At 45.8% G+C, this 14631-nt stretch carries 20 protein-coding genes; 2 read left to right on the top strand and 18 right to left on the bottom strand.

Features of this window, described 5'->3' with window-relative positions; translation table 11 throughout:
- Both DVO77_RS09680 and DVO77_RS09675 read right to left on the bottom strand, forming a co-directional pair.
- A complete protein-coding gene (locus tag DVO77_RS09680) occupies positions 1-1005 on the bottom strand; it encodes a phage major capsid protein, P2 family (protein WP_119978190.1) in 1005 nt (334 codons plus the stop codon).
- Between the two features lie 9 nt (positions 1006-1014).
- Positions 1015-1824, bottom strand: a complete 810-nt coding sequence (locus tag DVO77_RS09675) for a GPO family capsid scaffolding protein (RefSeq protein ID WP_119978189.1) — start codon at positions 1822-1824, stop codon at positions 1015-1017.
- A 152-nt stretch (positions 1825-1976) separates the two neighbouring features.
- Between DVO77_RS09675 and DVO77_RS09670 the strand changes: the two genes are divergently transcribed.
- Together DVO77_RS09670 and DVO77_RS09665 are read left to right on the top strand one after the other, a co-directional pair.
- A complete protein-coding gene (locus DVO77_RS09670; RefSeq protein ID WP_119978188.1) occupies positions 1977-3746 on the top strand; it encodes a terminase ATPase subunit family protein in 1770 nt (589 codons plus the stop codon).
- Positions 3746-4792: a phage portal protein gene (locus DVO77_RS09665; protein WP_119978187.1), complete on the top strand. Its 1047-nt coding sequence runs from the start codon at positions 3746-3748 to the stop codon at positions 4790-4792. Before DVO77_RS09670 ends, DVO77_RS09665 begins: the two co-directional genes overlap by 1 nt.
- 480 nt (positions 4793-5272) lie before the next feature.
- Here the strand turns inward: DVO77_RS09665 and DVO77_RS09660 are convergent, their stop codons facing one another.
- The 16 genes from DVO77_RS09660 to DVO77_RS09570 all read right to left on the bottom strand — a co-directional run bounded on the left by DVO77_RS09660 (position 5273) and on the right by DVO77_RS09570 (position 14486).
- Positions 5273-5710, bottom strand: a complete 438-nt coding sequence (locus tag DVO77_RS09660) for a hypothetical protein (RefSeq protein WP_119978186.1) — start codon at positions 5708-5710, stop codon at positions 5273-5275.
- Between the two features lie 396 nt (positions 5711-6106).
- The gene (locus tag DVO77_RS09650; protein ID WP_119978184.1) at positions 6107-6523 is read right to left on the bottom strand and encodes a hypothetical protein; all 417 of its coding nucleotides are present in this window, start codon (positions 6521-6523) and stop codon (positions 6107-6109) included.
- Positions 6523-7191 carry an HNH endonuclease signature motif containing protein gene (locus DVO77_RS09645; protein WP_119978183.1) on the bottom strand — a complete coding sequence of 223 codons (669 nt, stop codon included), beginning with the start codon at positions 7189-7191 and terminating at the stop codon, positions 6523-6525. Before DVO77_RS09645 ends, DVO77_RS09650 begins: the two co-directional genes overlap by 1 nt.
- Before the next feature lie 150 nt (positions 7192-7341).
- A complete protein-coding gene (locus tag DVO77_RS09635) occupies positions 7342-8262 on the bottom strand; it encodes a hypothetical protein (RefSeq protein WP_119978181.1) in 921 nt (306 codons plus the stop codon).
- 361 nt (positions 8263-8623) lie between these two features.
- A complete protein-coding gene (locus tag DVO77_RS09630) occupies positions 8624-8986 on the bottom strand; it encodes a PapB/FocB family fimbrial expression transcriptional regulator (RefSeq protein WP_119978180.1) in 363 nt (120 codons plus the stop codon).
- On the bottom strand, positions 8983-11268 hold the full coding sequence (locus DVO77_RS09625) for a replication endonuclease (RefSeq protein WP_119978179.1): 2286 nt from the start codon (positions 11266-11268) through the stop codon (positions 8983-8985). The genes DVO77_RS09630 and DVO77_RS09625 overlap by 4 nt, the downstream gene beginning before the upstream one ends.
- Before the next feature lie 18 nt (positions 11269-11286).
- Positions 11287-11568 carry a hypothetical protein gene (locus DVO77_RS09620; RefSeq protein WP_119978178.1) on the bottom strand — a complete coding sequence of 94 codons (282 nt, stop codon included), beginning with the start codon at positions 11566-11568 and terminating at the stop codon, positions 11287-11289.
- Entirely contained in the window at positions 11568-12191 is a 624-nt protein-coding gene (locus DVO77_RS09615; RefSeq protein ID WP_119978240.1) for a 3'-5' exonuclease, read from the bottom strand. Before DVO77_RS09615 ends, DVO77_RS09620 begins: the two co-directional genes overlap by 1 nt.
- Before the next feature lie 265 nt (positions 12192-12456).
- Positions 12457-12690: a hypothetical protein gene (locus DVO77_RS09605; protein WP_119978176.1), complete on the bottom strand. Its 234-nt coding sequence runs from the start codon at positions 12688-12690 to the stop codon at positions 12457-12459.
- Positions 12687-12956 (bottom strand): hypothetical protein, encoded by a 270-nt coding sequence (locus DVO77_RS09600; RefSeq protein ID WP_119978175.1) that lies wholly within the window; start codon positions 12954-12956, stop codon positions 12687-12689. Before DVO77_RS09600 ends, DVO77_RS09605 begins: the two co-directional genes overlap by 4 nt.
- Positions 12957-12958: 2 nt before the next feature.
- Entirely contained in the window at positions 12959-13198 is a 240-nt protein-coding gene (locus tag DVO77_RS09595; RefSeq protein ID WP_119978174.1) for a hypothetical protein, read from the bottom strand.
- The gene (locus DVO77_RS09590; RefSeq protein ID WP_119978173.1) at positions 13195-13491 is read right to left on the bottom strand and encodes a hypothetical protein; all 297 of its coding nucleotides are present in this window, start codon (positions 13489-13491) and stop codon (positions 13195-13197) included. Before DVO77_RS09590 ends, DVO77_RS09595 begins: the two co-directional genes overlap by 4 nt.
- A 1-nt stretch (position 13492) precedes the next feature.
- The gene (locus tag DVO77_RS09585) at positions 13493-13732 is read right to left on the bottom strand and encodes a hypothetical protein (RefSeq protein ID WP_119978172.1); all 240 of its coding nucleotides are present in this window, start codon (positions 13730-13732) and stop codon (positions 13493-13495) included.
- 37 nt (positions 13733-13769) lie between these two features.
- On the bottom strand, positions 13770-13967 hold the full coding sequence (locus tag DVO77_RS09580; RefSeq protein WP_119978171.1) for a hypothetical protein: 198 nt from the start codon (positions 13965-13967) through the stop codon (positions 13770-13772).
- 37 nt (positions 13968-14004) lie between these two features.
- Complete coding sequence (locus tag DVO77_RS09575; protein ID WP_119978170.1) at positions 14005-14268, bottom strand: pyocin activator PrtN family protein; 264 nt, start codon at positions 14266-14268, stop codon at positions 14005-14007.
- On the bottom strand, positions 14265-14486 hold the full coding sequence (locus tag DVO77_RS09570; RefSeq protein ID WP_119978169.1) for a YdaS family helix-turn-helix protein: 222 nt from the start codon (positions 14484-14486) through the stop codon (positions 14265-14267). Before DVO77_RS09570 ends, DVO77_RS09575 begins: the two co-directional genes overlap by 4 nt.
- Positions 14487-14631: the final 145 nt, after the last annotated feature.

Genomic DNA, 14631 nt, shown 5'->3' with positions numbered 1-14631 from the left:
CTATGCTCCCATCTCAATGTTTTCGGCAAACGCTGTGCAGCCGTAATCTTCAACTACATAGGCATCGTTTGATGATTCGTAGTTTTCAATTTGGTCGCGTTTAGGGTTATCGATCACACTGCGACGGCGAGCGCCTTCTTGCCAGTACAGGCTTAAGTTATCTAGGCGCGTGACCAGCAAGGCGTTAGCAGGGAAATGCGGCACACGCACGGCACCTAATCCGCCAATGCGCTTTTGGCTGATAATCATGTCAGCGGCCATGGTTTCCGTGGGGACGTTGTCTTTGTTGATAATCGGGAAGTACTTATCAGCCAGCAATTTACGGCCACAAATCACAACCAGCTCAGTATCGTCTTGATGCCATGGATCAATCATGTTGTTAACCATGTCGAATACCAAAGCATCGAGGTTGGCGTAATCGGTGCCGATAACAATTTTACCGGAGCCTTCAACCACTTCTGCCATATGGCGCTGCGGTGCATGCTGGCGAATTTTTTTAAGCCAACCGATGTTTACATCTTGCAGTAATGGATTATTTGCGCGGTTAGAGGTTGCCGCGCGACTGGTACCATTAAAGCCGATCATGATGCGGTCGAGTGCTTGCTGTTTCAGAATGGCATCACGGATGCGCGCCTGAAAATCAGGGAACTTGGCCCACATATCAATCTTGGCGTAGCGAAGCGCCGTATCGAAGTTGGTTTGTGTACAGTCATAACCCAGCGCATCTAAATCGGTTGGGTCAATGGCTTGGCGATCGCTTTGAGTCGTATCGGTCGTGCCAGCAATCGTACCGTTAATGCCAAGGCCTAACTTTTCGCCTGACTTTTCGGTGACAGGTACAACGTTAATCATCCCCAAGAATTGCGAGCTTTCTTGCATTCGCGTTTCTAGCGTCTGCTGGACTGTTGGTTCAACGGTAAATTTGGCCGTTGCTGTTTCTACGCCATTGAGCGTGGCAACTTGGCCTAGATAACCGTTAAAAAGTGTACGGGTGGTATTGCGCATGTTTGCTCCTTAGCAATCGGTTTTAATATTGGTGTCGCCACCGGTTGCGGGTGAACGTCGTTGGCCTGTTGGCTCTTCTTTTTCAAGCTGGCCCTTGAGTGCATTGAATTGCGTGCTGAGCTCATTAAAATCCGTTTGCAACTTGGTCAAATCTTCCATGCCTTTGCTGACTTTTGCACCAAATTGCATTTCAGCATCAGCAACGGCTTGGGCTATTTCTTCAACGGCCTGATGCACATCGGCAAAGTCGGTTTTTGCTTCTGCCTTGTTTTTACCTAACAGCGCTTTAACCTTGGCAAATAGCCCGGGCTCGTCGCTGACCTCTTCAAATTCAAAATCCACTTCCACTGCAGAAGTAAATAGGTTTTCGGGGCGTTGCTTACGCGAGTTAAGCGGGTTGTCTTTGCAGGTTGCGGAGAACGCCAGCATTTCAGTGCCAAGGGATGCGGGGGAATCGGTTACTGCCAAACCTGATAGATAGCATTTGCCCGTTTTGGCAAAGTCGGGATCAATCTCAACACTGGTATACACTTTCTGCTTTTTCTGGTTCATGGCGATCAGTTCGTCTGTTGGCTCGATTTGCGCAAACAGGGTTAATTTGCCATCGACTTCTTCAGCCTTTACCGCAGTCACATCGCCATAGGCTTTAAATGCGCTGTCGGGGGTAATACCGCGAATATGCTCAAGCCAAATACGGGCGCCATACTTTGCCGTGTTATAGGTTTCTACAATATCGGTGATCCACTGACGCTCAACGACTCGTCCGTCGGTTGTATGTCCTTCAGTAAATACACGGAAAAATTTCGATTTCTTAGCCATTTTGTCGCCCTTTGGGGTTGAATTAGGTCTGTTAACTGCTGCCTGTATGGTCAAGAGCAAGGCGATGATGAGCAAGGGCTTCGGGCGGTATAAGGAAACCGATACCGCTTAAACAACAGGGTTTTAGTTATTAGGCTATTTACACTGGCGCCATGAAACTGAATCCCCAAACCTCTACAGATAAGAATCAACGCCAATATGCTAAAAATCTTTTTTGGCAAGGTTGGCACGTCCGAGAAATTAGCCAGCACCTGCAATTGCCTGAGAGTACGGTATCGAGTTGGAAAAAACGTGACGCTTGGGAAGATGCCAAACCCATTGACAGGGTGGACTCTGCGCTTGAGATGCGCATGCTGCAGCTCATCAACAAAGAGGATAAAGACGGTAAGGATTTTAAAGAGATAGACCTACTCGGTCGGCAGCTGGAGCGAATTGCCCGTATTACTCGCTATCACAATGGCGGCAATGAGGCAGACCTCAATCCGAACGTACAAAACCGCAATGCAGGATCTAAAAAGCAACCGGTGAAGAACTTCGTTAGCGAAGATGATTTGGAAAAGCTGATTGAGGCATTCCAAGATTCGATGTTTGCCTACCAAAAGGAATGGTACACCGCAGGCTTAACCCAACGTATACGCAACATTCTCAAGTCGAGACAAATTGGCGCGACTTACTTTTTTGCCCATGAAGCCATTATTGATGCCCTAGATACTGGCCGTAACCAAATATTTTTATCGGCCAGTAAGGCGCAGGCCCATGTGTTTAAGCAGTACATCATCCAGTTCGTAAAGGATGTCACTGGTATTGAGCTTAAAGGCGACCCAATTGTGCTGCACAATGGCGCCATTCTGTACTTTTTGGGCACCAATGCCAGAACGGCTCAGTCTTACCACGGCAACCTGTATTTGGATGAGTACTTTTGGATCCACAAGTTTCAAGAGTTCCGAAAGGTCGCCTCTGGTATGGCTATCCATGCAAAATGGCGCCAAACCTATATTTCGACTCCGTCATCGATTACCCACGACGCCTACCCGTTTTGGACTGGCACATTGTTTAACCGTGGCCGCCTTAAAGCCGATCGCATTGAGATTGATGTGAGCCATAGTGCCCTAGCAAATGGCCGCAGGTGTGAGGATGGCCAATGGCGGCAAGTGGTCACGGTCGATGATGCTATCCGCAAAGGTTGCAACTTATTCGACCCAGAAACACTGCACTTAGAGTACAGTCCTGACGAATATTCAAACCTGCTGATGTGCGAGTTCATCGACGACACTATGTCGGTGTTCCCTATGGTGATGATGCAGCGCTGCATGGTTGACTCGTGGGAAGTGTGGACAGACTACAAACCCTTTGCACCAAGACCGCTCGCGCACCGTGAAGTATGGATTGGTTACGACCCGAACAAAGGCGGCAAAGGTGATAGCGCTGGCTGCATTGTGATTTGCCCGCCTGCTGTGCCAGGCGGTAAGTTCCGTGTGATAGAAAAACACCGTTGGAACGGGATGGACTTTGAGGCGCAGGCCAAAGCAATTCAGGATATCTGCAATAAATACAACGTGACCTTTATCGGTATCGATACCACTGGCCTTGGTGAGGCAGTGTATCAACTGGTGAAGAAGTTTTTCCCGCAGGTCACGCCATTCCTCTACAACCCTGTGCTGAAAAGTCAGATGGTGATCAAGGCCTATGACGTGATCAGCAAAGGCCGCTTGGAATATGACGCAGGTTGGACCGACCTCGCCCAGGCATTCATGAGCATCCGTAAAACCCTGACCGCTAGCGGCAAACAAGTTACCTATGAATCCGCTCGCAGCGAAGAAATTAGCCACGCCGATATCGCGTGGGCGGCAATGCATGCGCTTTACAATGAGCCACTGGATACCAGCGGCACCAGTACATCGACGTTGGAGATTTACGACTAATGGCAAAATATAGAAAGGCTCGAACCATGGCAGCCAAACCGCAACAACAGCAAGGGCCGCAAGAGCAACGAATTGAGACCTTTACCTTTGGCGACCCTATGCCAGTGCTGAGCCAACGGGAGATTTTTGACTATCTTGAGGCCATGTCGAACGGTAAATACTACGAGCCGCCGCTGTCTTTGACTGGCCTTAGCCGCATTTATCGTGCTTCTGTGCATCATGCCAGCGCGATTCAGGTAAAGCGCAACATTCTAAAAAGTTGTTTTATCCCGCATCCTAAGCTCAGCCTGTATGACTTTTCTGCCATTGTGCTCGACTATTTGGTTTTTGATAATGCCTATGTGCAAGTCATTAGGAACCGCCTTGGCGGAGCATTGAAGTATCAAGCCTCGCCGGCTAAATATACTCGAGTAGGCATTAAACCTAATCAGTATTGGTGGGTACCTAACTTTCACGAGGAGATGGAGTTTCCCGAAGCATCAATCTTTCATGTAAAAGATCCTGACCTAAACCAAGAGGTTTATGGTATCCCCGACTATGTGGCTAGCATGAACTCATCGCTGCTAAATGAAAGCGCGACCCTGTTTAGGCGTCGGTACTATGAGAACGGTAGTCACGCTGGATTTATCATGTACCTCACCGACTCAACAGTGAACGAGAAAGATGTCGCCAAGCTGCGTGAATCCCTAAGAAACAGCAAAGGCCCTGGCAACTTCCGCAACTTGTTTTTGCATGCACCAGGTGGCAATAAGGACGGGATCAAATTAATCCCAGTGGCAGAAGTTGCCGCGAATGATGAGTTTTTGAGTATTAAGAACGTCAGCCGTGACGACCAGCTGGCATCGCACCGCGTACCGCCTCAACTCATGGGGATAGTGCCCAACAATACCGGCGGCTTTGGTGATGCCGGCAAGGCGGCACAGGTATTTGATGCAAACGAGCTGGATTGTATTCGCCAATCACTGCTAGCTATCAACGAATGGGCCGGCGAAGAGATAGTCCGCTTCAAGCCTTACCAACTGGCGGTCGCAACCGAAGCCAAGTAACTATCGGAACCCCATTCCCATCAACCGCCCTCGGGCGGTTTTTTATTGCCTGCAGTTTACCCCCACTTTCAACCCAGCGCGCGCCGTCAGACCCACGCCACGCCTGCGCGCTTTTTCGGGTGAAAAAAACGCAGTAATGCAATCCTCTAAAACCGCGCCAGCGCTTGCTGCTTACACTGGTGAACCCCAGTTACAAAAAACGCAAAAAAACGCGATTGCGATCATTTAGCGATCCCCGAGATCCATTAGACATTTCTGATTCGTTTTACGATTACTTGGAGGCTTTCAGTTCGATGATAACCAGTGTGATCAGACCTAAGAATATTTATAGAAGATAAATGAGTTAAGACACATGCCTACCAACATGTATCTCAAATTACAAAATGTAGGGATAAATGCCTGCTTAAGCGGACAAAAACTGTTGGTTACAACGAGGAGTAAATCCCAACATAACAGACTGTTTTATTTAACTTAAATCACTTACCGCAAACCCAGCTGGCCTCTACTTTTTACTAGCTTTTTGGCTTTATGATCTGCTGATAGCCATAATAGCTCAAACACATATATGGGACTGGTTAAGAGCATACCAAAGACAAAACTTTTCTCTAAAATGGCAGGAAATGCAGGCTCAGTTAATAGATTTAGATAAAAAGCTATAACTCCCCAGAAGAGAAGAAAATATGTATGAGCCCTTACAACCTGCATAGTCACCGCAGAGTGATTAACTCTAGCTATACGGAATTCTTTAAGCCTAACTAACTGCTTCTTTCTAAAATAGCCTTTAAGAGGCTTAAGTACTGTGTTTAAGAGAAATCCAAAAGCCTGTTTTAAATACTTGTCAATATAAGGGCTCAGTTTAGGAATAACATAAGCTAATAAAGCTCCACCAATTAATCCAATTATTGTATTTTGATCCATTAAAACTCCATGATAACAATGGGCTTATAACGCTCAATTAAGTGGTGAACAACGCACTGGCCAAACCGCTGCATTACACAGTAACCACTTTACCTGACGCATAGTAAAACTGCCACGCGTTGAGAATCCACTTAAATTGTTTGTTAGGTATTTGGTACCTTAGGAACTGAAATTTCTACCAAACGATCATGCTCTCTAAGTGGGGAAGCTTTATGCTCTCGTTCAGTAAGAATGGTTAAATCAAAATCAATAGATAACTTTGAACCCAGCTCATAAAAAATATTGGACAAGTCCGCATGAAGTTGTCCTAAGTTTTCAGTGTCATTCTTAACCACAAGCAGCAAGTCACAATCGTTTGCATAGCTACTGCGAAAAAACGAACCAAAACCATACACACTAAACAGGTTGCTGTTTTTTGTATGGATAGACTGGATTTCCCTTGTCATCTTTCTGATGATATAACCAGAACTCATTTTTCCACAACGCTCCTGTTAATTCGCTCGAATTGAAAAGACCAATATTTTTGGATAGGCAAAGCTGTTTCGCTTCAATCGTATACCCATTCCAATTACCACCTACAGATATATAATTTACATCTGGAAACTCTTGCAAAACTCGGTGTACTGCAGCCTCACCCAAAGTGTATTCATCAAGACAGATCAATGTAATTGAACTGCCATCTTTCCTGTCAAACTCCATAATGATGTCGTCATGACGTGAGTAACGAATAACATTACCGTGAGTTTGGATAGCCGATTCTAGCCACGCAATTCGGCTGAATGACACCCCCCATGAATTTGAACCATTTGACATTATGCGAAAACCTCTGAAAATTCGTTAGGAAATAATTGATAGGAGTCGAGCCGTTGATATACGTGCTTTTCATACGACTCTACGTGTACACGGAACTTTTCGATAGCCCGAATAGTCTGCATATCTTCAATAAGCTCTTCATTTGCGTCGATAAGGTTTAATATTTTCCTATTGTTAGGCAGAATTTTGTCAATTCTTCGCAACTCCCAGACAAGATAGGCATTAGAGCTGGGATCTGATTGAGCAGCTTCACTCTTTGGACCAAATGCATCAAACGTAGCCTTATTGCTAGCCAGCAGTCGAGCAACAGCGATATTTAACTTATCAAAGTTCTCAAACTTTGTGGCTTTCCCTGCGCTACTTATTTCTGCTTCATGATTTCTTTTCCACTCATGGAGCATCTCAACGGGATAAGTACCCTCCGGTGCTTTATCTATATGAGTGTGGTGAGTTGGACATAGCAAAATCAAGTTATCATATGTATCAGCACCTCCCTCAGGAGTGCCCCTAGCAGCAGTAGGTTTACTGCCTATTACATGAGCCATTTCTCCAACTACATAGTTCCCCGATGCTACCAATGAGGTCAAATCTTCATCACAACCTGGTTTGGAGCATCGCCCTCCAGCTCTGCCCCAAAGTATTTTGGTATCTACTGTTCCTATGGCCATACTTATTACTCCTCGGATCGCAATGAAAATACCTAACGCCCTGTTAAGATGTGAGCAACGCAATACAAAAGCCGCCGCATACTACCTTAAACACCGAACGCAACGCATAGTAAAAATGCCACGCGTTGCGAATCACTCTTGAACAGTTTGTTAAATGAATTCTTGGCCATTAGTACCTGTGTTATCGATATAATTTTTATAATAGTTTGAATAGTTTTCTAATTGGCTAAACTTAGCCAACTTTTCAATCGTATCATCAGTGTGCTTGAGCTTCATATTAGCCTTTAAAAATACTAACATTAGCCCAGAGAAAATTACGGATATCAATGAAAGCATTACTCCTTTTAAGGAAAAGAGAATATCCCAAAATGCCCCTATCGATAAACTTATCTCCGCATTTACTTCCAATGGAAGAAAACTCAGCGGGTATACAACACCAGCGAAAAACAATAGCAATACAGAAATTATTGAAAAGTTAATCAGATTAGACGAATCTTGCCCTGAACTAAGTTTTTCGACATGAGACTTATTGACTTTAACTTGATGGAGAGTTCTAACTAATAAGTTATCGATTTCTTCTCGCTCAGGCGTTGTATTTATACTGACGACTGATAGTGGTTTTATATACATCAACTTTGGCATTGCATATGCAATGCCAAATGTATTGCTTTCGAACTTGTCTCGCTCTGCCTGTTCTTTTTCTCTTATAGAGTGAAACTCCGCTACTTTTTCTTCTAATAATGGAACAATATCTCCCTTAGCATCAAAAGATGAAAAATTATACTTCTCTAAGTATTCAGCTGAGGTTAACAATTCGCCTTTTTCGTGAAACGCTTCATCTATATCACAGAGCTCTTGATCTCTAATTCGCTCATTATACCACTTAAAATATCGCGACTTAGCCTCGTCACATAAAGCTTCAGACTTTAATATGAAGTTTGAAGCGTCTGCTTTGTCCTGCGAAAATTCTGCTTGATTTGAAACTATTTTTGTAATCAAAAACGCAGCAAAAATCCCCACTATGGCGCCAGATGTTTGGCTGATAGTGCTAAAAAATACGTTCCAATCCAAAAGTGTACTCCTATTCATTTAACATTTTATTTATGCGCTGCGCTGTTTACCTCATTAGACCAGTGAAAACGCGCACAGTTAACTACATGTATGCAAAGAACTTATCAGCTTTTTATCAAATACACTATCCGGGAAAATGCGCATGCGCGTTTTCCAAACCTATTAACTAATTTTGGATAAGTATATCCACATGATTTTATGGGTTTTATTAATTTTAGGCAGGAAAAACGCGCAAAGAAATGAGTTAAAGCAACCTGTCGAATCTGATTGCATCGAGATTTGAGTATTAACAGGTTGAGTTCAGGCTAATCCAATTTATTTATATCTCTATTTTTACACTACTTATCTAGTGTGGTTTTTATTATCTGAATTCTGGAGCATCAATAGGCGGATTCTGAAGGTCTCCCGTCAATAGCGGCTCAAATCTGCCAACTTGATTTGATTCAATGACTAGCTGTCGCAGCTCGTTAAAGTTCTGCTCACCTTTGCTCTTTTGCAGCGCCGCATACTGCATGGCCAAGCCTGCTTTTTTGTTTAGCAGCATTAATGCCTGGCTAAAATGCTGCTGGGTAACATGAAAGCGGGCATACGCGCGCTTAGCTGGTAGGCCTTCAACTAAGTGAGCACGCAGCGCATTCTTTTTATCTTCGCTGGTGATGCCCGTTAGCTTAAGCAATACCTCAAACTGTTCGGCGCTTTCACAACCTTGAATCAGTGTTTTCATGCTGAATACTCCATCGTTTTTTCCCACGACTGCATTTCTGAGACAAGCTCATCTAGCGGAATGTCTTCAATTTCACGATATCGATACGGTTCGTTCCGCAGCTGGCCATCATCAACCCACCATTCCCCGCCGTCAGCATCCATCACTCGACAACCATCGAACAATAACCGCTCAATGTTGGCAGGGTCAGTAATGCCTACCTGCGCAAGGTGCCTGATAATTCGGCTATCAACCTCCTCCAAAACAGGGTCTGTACAGTTATTCCTACAAGTCCAAGGAGAGCCAAAAGGCAACGGCAACAGCGCCATGCTCCACTTTGGCATAGCGTCTTTGAGTTCTTTTCTTGAAAGCCGGCTTTCAGCATTCATGGCGCGATTAACGGTGAACAGGTCTTTGCGGCGTTGCTTAAGTTCCTTATATGCTTTCTGTTCATCTTCATTAGCTTTACGCAACTTCCAACGCTCGCCACGGGTGATGATTAAGCGCTTTTTACCAAAAGCGATGCCGTTGATGCCCTGCACGCGCTTTGTTACTTCGCCGTATTGGTTGCCCTCGGGAGTGAGTTCATAATTGAGTGACAGCTGTGCATGCTTCATCGCCTCTTCATAACCTTTCCAATCCGAGCTACAAGCTGCAGCCCTTACCGCTTCAATCTCAGGCGATTGAGGGCCTACTTTCAGGCGGCGCAATTCGCGCCAAATCTGCACGGACTCAGCACCATAAAACTGGTATTGCCGAATGCCGTATCGACTGGCCCACGCCGCGACACGGGCGGAAGCCGCCTCAATAGTTTGGCCGGACTCCAGTTCAAGCTCTTGCTGGCCATGCATGTGATCACCTGGAATACCTTTAAGTAGGTACTTGATGAAGTAACCAGCAATGCCGCTTTTGCCGTTAGCATCTTTTCTGATTGGCTCTATTTTTAACCGGTGCTCAGCAGCCCCAGGTTCATCACCATCAACCTGATAGGCGTACTTGGTAATAATGTCCTTAACTGCCGCTTCATGCTCAGGCTTAATCACCCACGCCATATGCCAATGTGGCGTCGAGTCTTTGTGCGGCTCAGCAACACGAAACCCTAAAAACGGAATATTGCGATAACCCAATGCTGAGCGCATTTTCGCAAAAGTATTAACTAGGTATTTCTGTGCTCGCTTGGCGTTGCCAAGATCCCACTTATGTGAATTTGAATGGTATTTACTCGGACAAGTGAGCGTTACCGCCAGCGCAATCATGCCTGCAGCCTCGGCGATTTCTTCTAAGCCGCGATTACGCACAATCAGCTCTGTGACACGGTTTGTCGGGTTAGCGTTGCCCGCCATTGCCGCTTCAATCAGCGGTAAGATCACCCCATCATCATTTTCAATCATTGTGCTTTCAAGCCACTGCATAGCCGTCTTTTGCTGTGACTGCCACTCACTAAAGCATTCATCGCTGATAAAGGGGGTTTTCTGGGTGATGAGGCCAACAGCTAGGCAAAGGTGTTCGCAACACTGATCCCGCAATTTTAATAGCTTCTTGCCCCACCATTTTGGGCAGGTCATCCGTAATATTGCGCACTCAGCCGCTTCATTAATGCGGTCAACGTGCGCCGCTTGCCAGTATGGCGGCTCGATACTCCATGTTTTGCAGAGTTCGGCAGCTGCGTCATAGGCGTTAAAATAAGCCATGTCACTGTGGTCGGCAGCTGCAATTGCCTTAATCTGCACCATGCAAGCGTCGGCCATTTGTGATGCTACCTGCTTAAGCTCAGTCGATTTGCGATGGCGCAACAATCTAAATGCACTAAATGGCGAGGCCGCAACTAATGCGCAGCTTTCAGGGCCCAAATCCTCATTATCATCAAGCTCCTTCGCTGAATGCTTAACAAACTTCATGCCCGATATTTTATGAAATGGGTACTTATGCCAAACCACTGTTAACTTTTGAATGGTTTCGCGTAAATACGCCGAGCCAGCAACAATGCCACCGCGATTAACACGTTGCTGATAGGTTTTTTGTACTTTATTGCGCACATGGAATGACAGCGGCGCAAGCATTTCAAAGCCTTTTGCCGCAGTAAAACGCTCTGCAGGTTTATCAAAAATAGGCTGATACAAACGAGTTGTATCAATCTTTTCCCGCACGTCAACAACCTCATCCTCCCACAAGTCCACCGATGCAACAGGCAAGCGCTCCGCTGCAACAGCAAATACAGCTAGTACCTCATCAGTAAGCGGCGTTGGCAAATGCTGCAAACGCCGCTTGAAAGGAAATGGATTAGAAGAGGTGCGCGCGCTCATTGGGTAATGCAGCTCCGGCTAGCGTTTTGCTGAAAAAATGCTAGTGATACAACCAATAGCGTCAGTGGTGTAAGCTGTTGTCGCCTCGGTGGTACGCGCAATTTTTTTAGCTAATAACACTTCGTCACAGCCAAGCGCCTGCCAGTAAAGGCACTCAAGTGCGCCCAATACCGCAGCTAATCTTGCGAGGCTTAGTTCTGTTGGGTCTTCTTGGTACTGTCTCAAGCGGATCAATAAATCCGCCCGATTAGCGCGAAAGTGCTGCAACAAATGCGCGAAACGGTGCGACTTTTTAGCCATTACTCAGCCGCCATCTTTAAAATCAGTTCGCGGGTAAGCTGGCAGTCATACAGCGCACGGTGCGCCGTCCCTTCGAGCGTGATGCCCTGCTGCTTGGCGGCATTGACTAACGAATGCCACTTAAAATCACCATGGCCGTGGTTCCAGTCGCCCTTGTACTGGGCATACGCCAACATGGCGCAGTGGAATTGATAACTAGACATAGTCTTAAACAGCGGATGGGTAAGCGGATCTGTTTCACTAAAATTCGACAGTGCAGAACCAAGCATATTTCTATCAAATGCGGCGTTATAAGCGACCACTGGGCGGTCTTTAATAATGTCCGCCACGCGCAACGACACCTCATTAAAATACGGCGCATCGGCCACCATTTCGTTAGTAATGCCGTGGATAGCAATCACTTCGTCAGGGATAACGCCAACAGGCTTAACTAAAGTGTCGAGTAACACCTCACCGCTTACGGCATCGATAATGCTGATCTCTACAATTTCACTGCCCCATTTAAGCCCTGTGGTTTCAGTGTCTAAAATCACTGTGCCATTATCTAACCAGCTCTGAGCCTGCACGCTGGCGGAAATATTGCCCGCAACTTTAACTTTTTCTAAATTTTCAACGTCATTCATTATTTTACCCTTTGAAATAATTAGTGTTCTTTCAGCTTCGGCTCTGCCCAAGTCAATCCCAATAAATCTACCCATTAACCAACGATCCCATCCGTTACAAAGTCGAAACCGCACTTTTGACAGACCTCGAATTGCGCTGGCATTAACCCATCGTCATCACCAGTGAAATGCCTAAGGCCGCAATGAAACTCTGTGTTTTCTCCACACTCAGGGCAGTGCTTCATTACTTTTGTAATCTTGAAATCCGAGTGCTCATTAATATTCATCATTCCCCCCTCAAATCTTGCAGGCTAATGCCCAACTCTCTGGCTAACTCAATATCCTCAATCCGCCGAGCGCGGGCACGTTGCGCTCGCTTGGCTTCACTTACTTGGCTACGGCTAGCGTAAGGTAAACCGTCACTACGCAAACCTGCTTGATGACGACCGTTAAAAACGGGGCGTGGCTTATAACCAAGTTCGGCGAGTATTTCGCCCTGATTTAAATGCGACGGGCTCATGCATGCACCCCGCTTTGTAATGGACGGTTAAATAACACCAAGTCCCACATGGATTGTTTAGAAACAGACTTACCATTAATGGCGATCACCTTGACCTTACGGTTAGGTAAAGGCGTCACCACACACTGATATTTTTTTGAAGAGCGAATGTTAGATAGCTTGCCTGATGCACTCGCGGCCGAAATACCTAATTCGGCGGCTAACATGCCGGCGCTGTAAAACTTGCCAGTGGCTAACATTCGTTCTGCTGCGGCTAACGTACACATGCCTAATCCTCCCCTTCGTTTTCCTGCGTTTCTTTAATGCAGCTTGGGCAGACAACAGAACAGCTTTCATCTGCGGTTTCGTAGCTATGCCAACCCTGAGATGCTGCCATTGCGGCTGCGTCACCAACGCTGGCATCAATTTCACTCGCTGCTAGATGAAGTTGTTTTTCACACATGAAACAGGTGATCACATAAAGCGAGACAACTCTGATTTCTGATAAATCGACATGGGCTAGTTTCATGCTCCCACCCTCTTTCTATATAGCTCTTCCATATCCTCAAATGAGCACACCAGACGAAAGCAAAACCAGCTCAAATCATCATCCTTTAAAATAAAACGGGCGGCTTTCTCTAGGCCACTCGCCATACCTCGATAGCGAGCTGCAGTAGTGAGTACTCCACGCTGTAGAGCCGCTGCATGCTTCCAGTGAAGATCAGCTATCACCTTACGCATGGCGAGGTGTTGTGGGTTACTTAAGTCAAAAGAAGGGTGTTCAAACTGCGACCCATTGGCCGCCGTTGTTTGTGTAGTCATATCAAGCCACCTGTACTTGGTTGACGTGGATGTTATTACGGATAGCAATAATGCGAATACCAAGTGTTTTAGCCAAGCTAGGGGCGATAACCTCAGCAACCGCCTTAAGTGACTCAAGCGCCACTTCAACCATTTCGCTATCTGCTGGTGTAGCAAGCTTAAGGGTGGCAATCAGGCGGTTAGCCTCATTAGTAATGGCTTGCGCTGGGGTAATATTTGCTGCTATGCTTTGTTTCATCATTTGGTGTGTCCTCATTAAATGGTATCGGCCATAACTGTTAGCGCAGTTGTGGCTTTGTTTTTTCTGCTAATCTTGTTTTTCGTTTACCAACTCCATTCCCAAAATGCTTACTGCGTAGATACGCAATCGCGCGGCGGCTCTTCTCCAGCTTTGCTTCACTAAACTCTGCAAAAGCCGGTACTTGTACCCAATCTGGTACTTCAATCGTGGTGCCTTTTATTTGCCGATAACTCATAAATCCTCCTGCGTTGCCGTGCCTATAAGCTGTTGTATTAGCGCTTGGCTTGCTGAATCGTGTCCCAGTCTTTACGCGATAACGCATACTGGCTGTCCATGTACGCGGCCAAATCCTGCACATTAACCAGCGAGGGTGAGCGCTCCGAGTCACGCAGCTTAAAAGTCGGGAACGGCAATTTTTGCGCCTTGGCCTTTTGCTCTGCGGTTTTAGGGGTTAACCCTAAAAACTCGTCGCTGATATCCTTAAGCGCTACCACCGGTGACTCAAAACGCGCCAGTAATGCAAAGGCCATATTCATTGCATCCCCTCTTTTTTTTCTGCTTTCTCATGATCTGCAAGCAGCTGATCAACCGTGACTTCGTTGTTAGTCAGTGCAGAAAGCTTTTTTACATATTTGGCAGGGGCTTGTTTAAAAACATTAATCCACTTCCAAACATGACTTTGACTAATACCGAAGTGATTAGCGGTTGCTGTTTGTCCACCGATAATTTTTACGGCTTTTTCAACGCCACTCATAAAACTTTAACTCCGCATGACTACTTTTGGTTGTCATTAAACACAACTTTAAGTCAGTTGTAAAGAGTCGTAAAAGTTTTAATAATGAATAAAAGTTGTATAGGATGTTTTTGCTTTATTTAAGTAACTGATCTTTTTAGAGGAT

The sequence above is a fragment of the Shewanella algidipiscicola genome, from assembly GCF_003605125.1.
In the GTDB taxonomy this organism is placed as follows: Bacteria; Pseudomonadota; Gammaproteobacteria; order Enterobacterales; family Shewanellaceae; genus Shewanella; species Shewanella algidipiscicola.
This window is presented reverse-complemented; position numbering and strand designations above follow the sequence as displayed.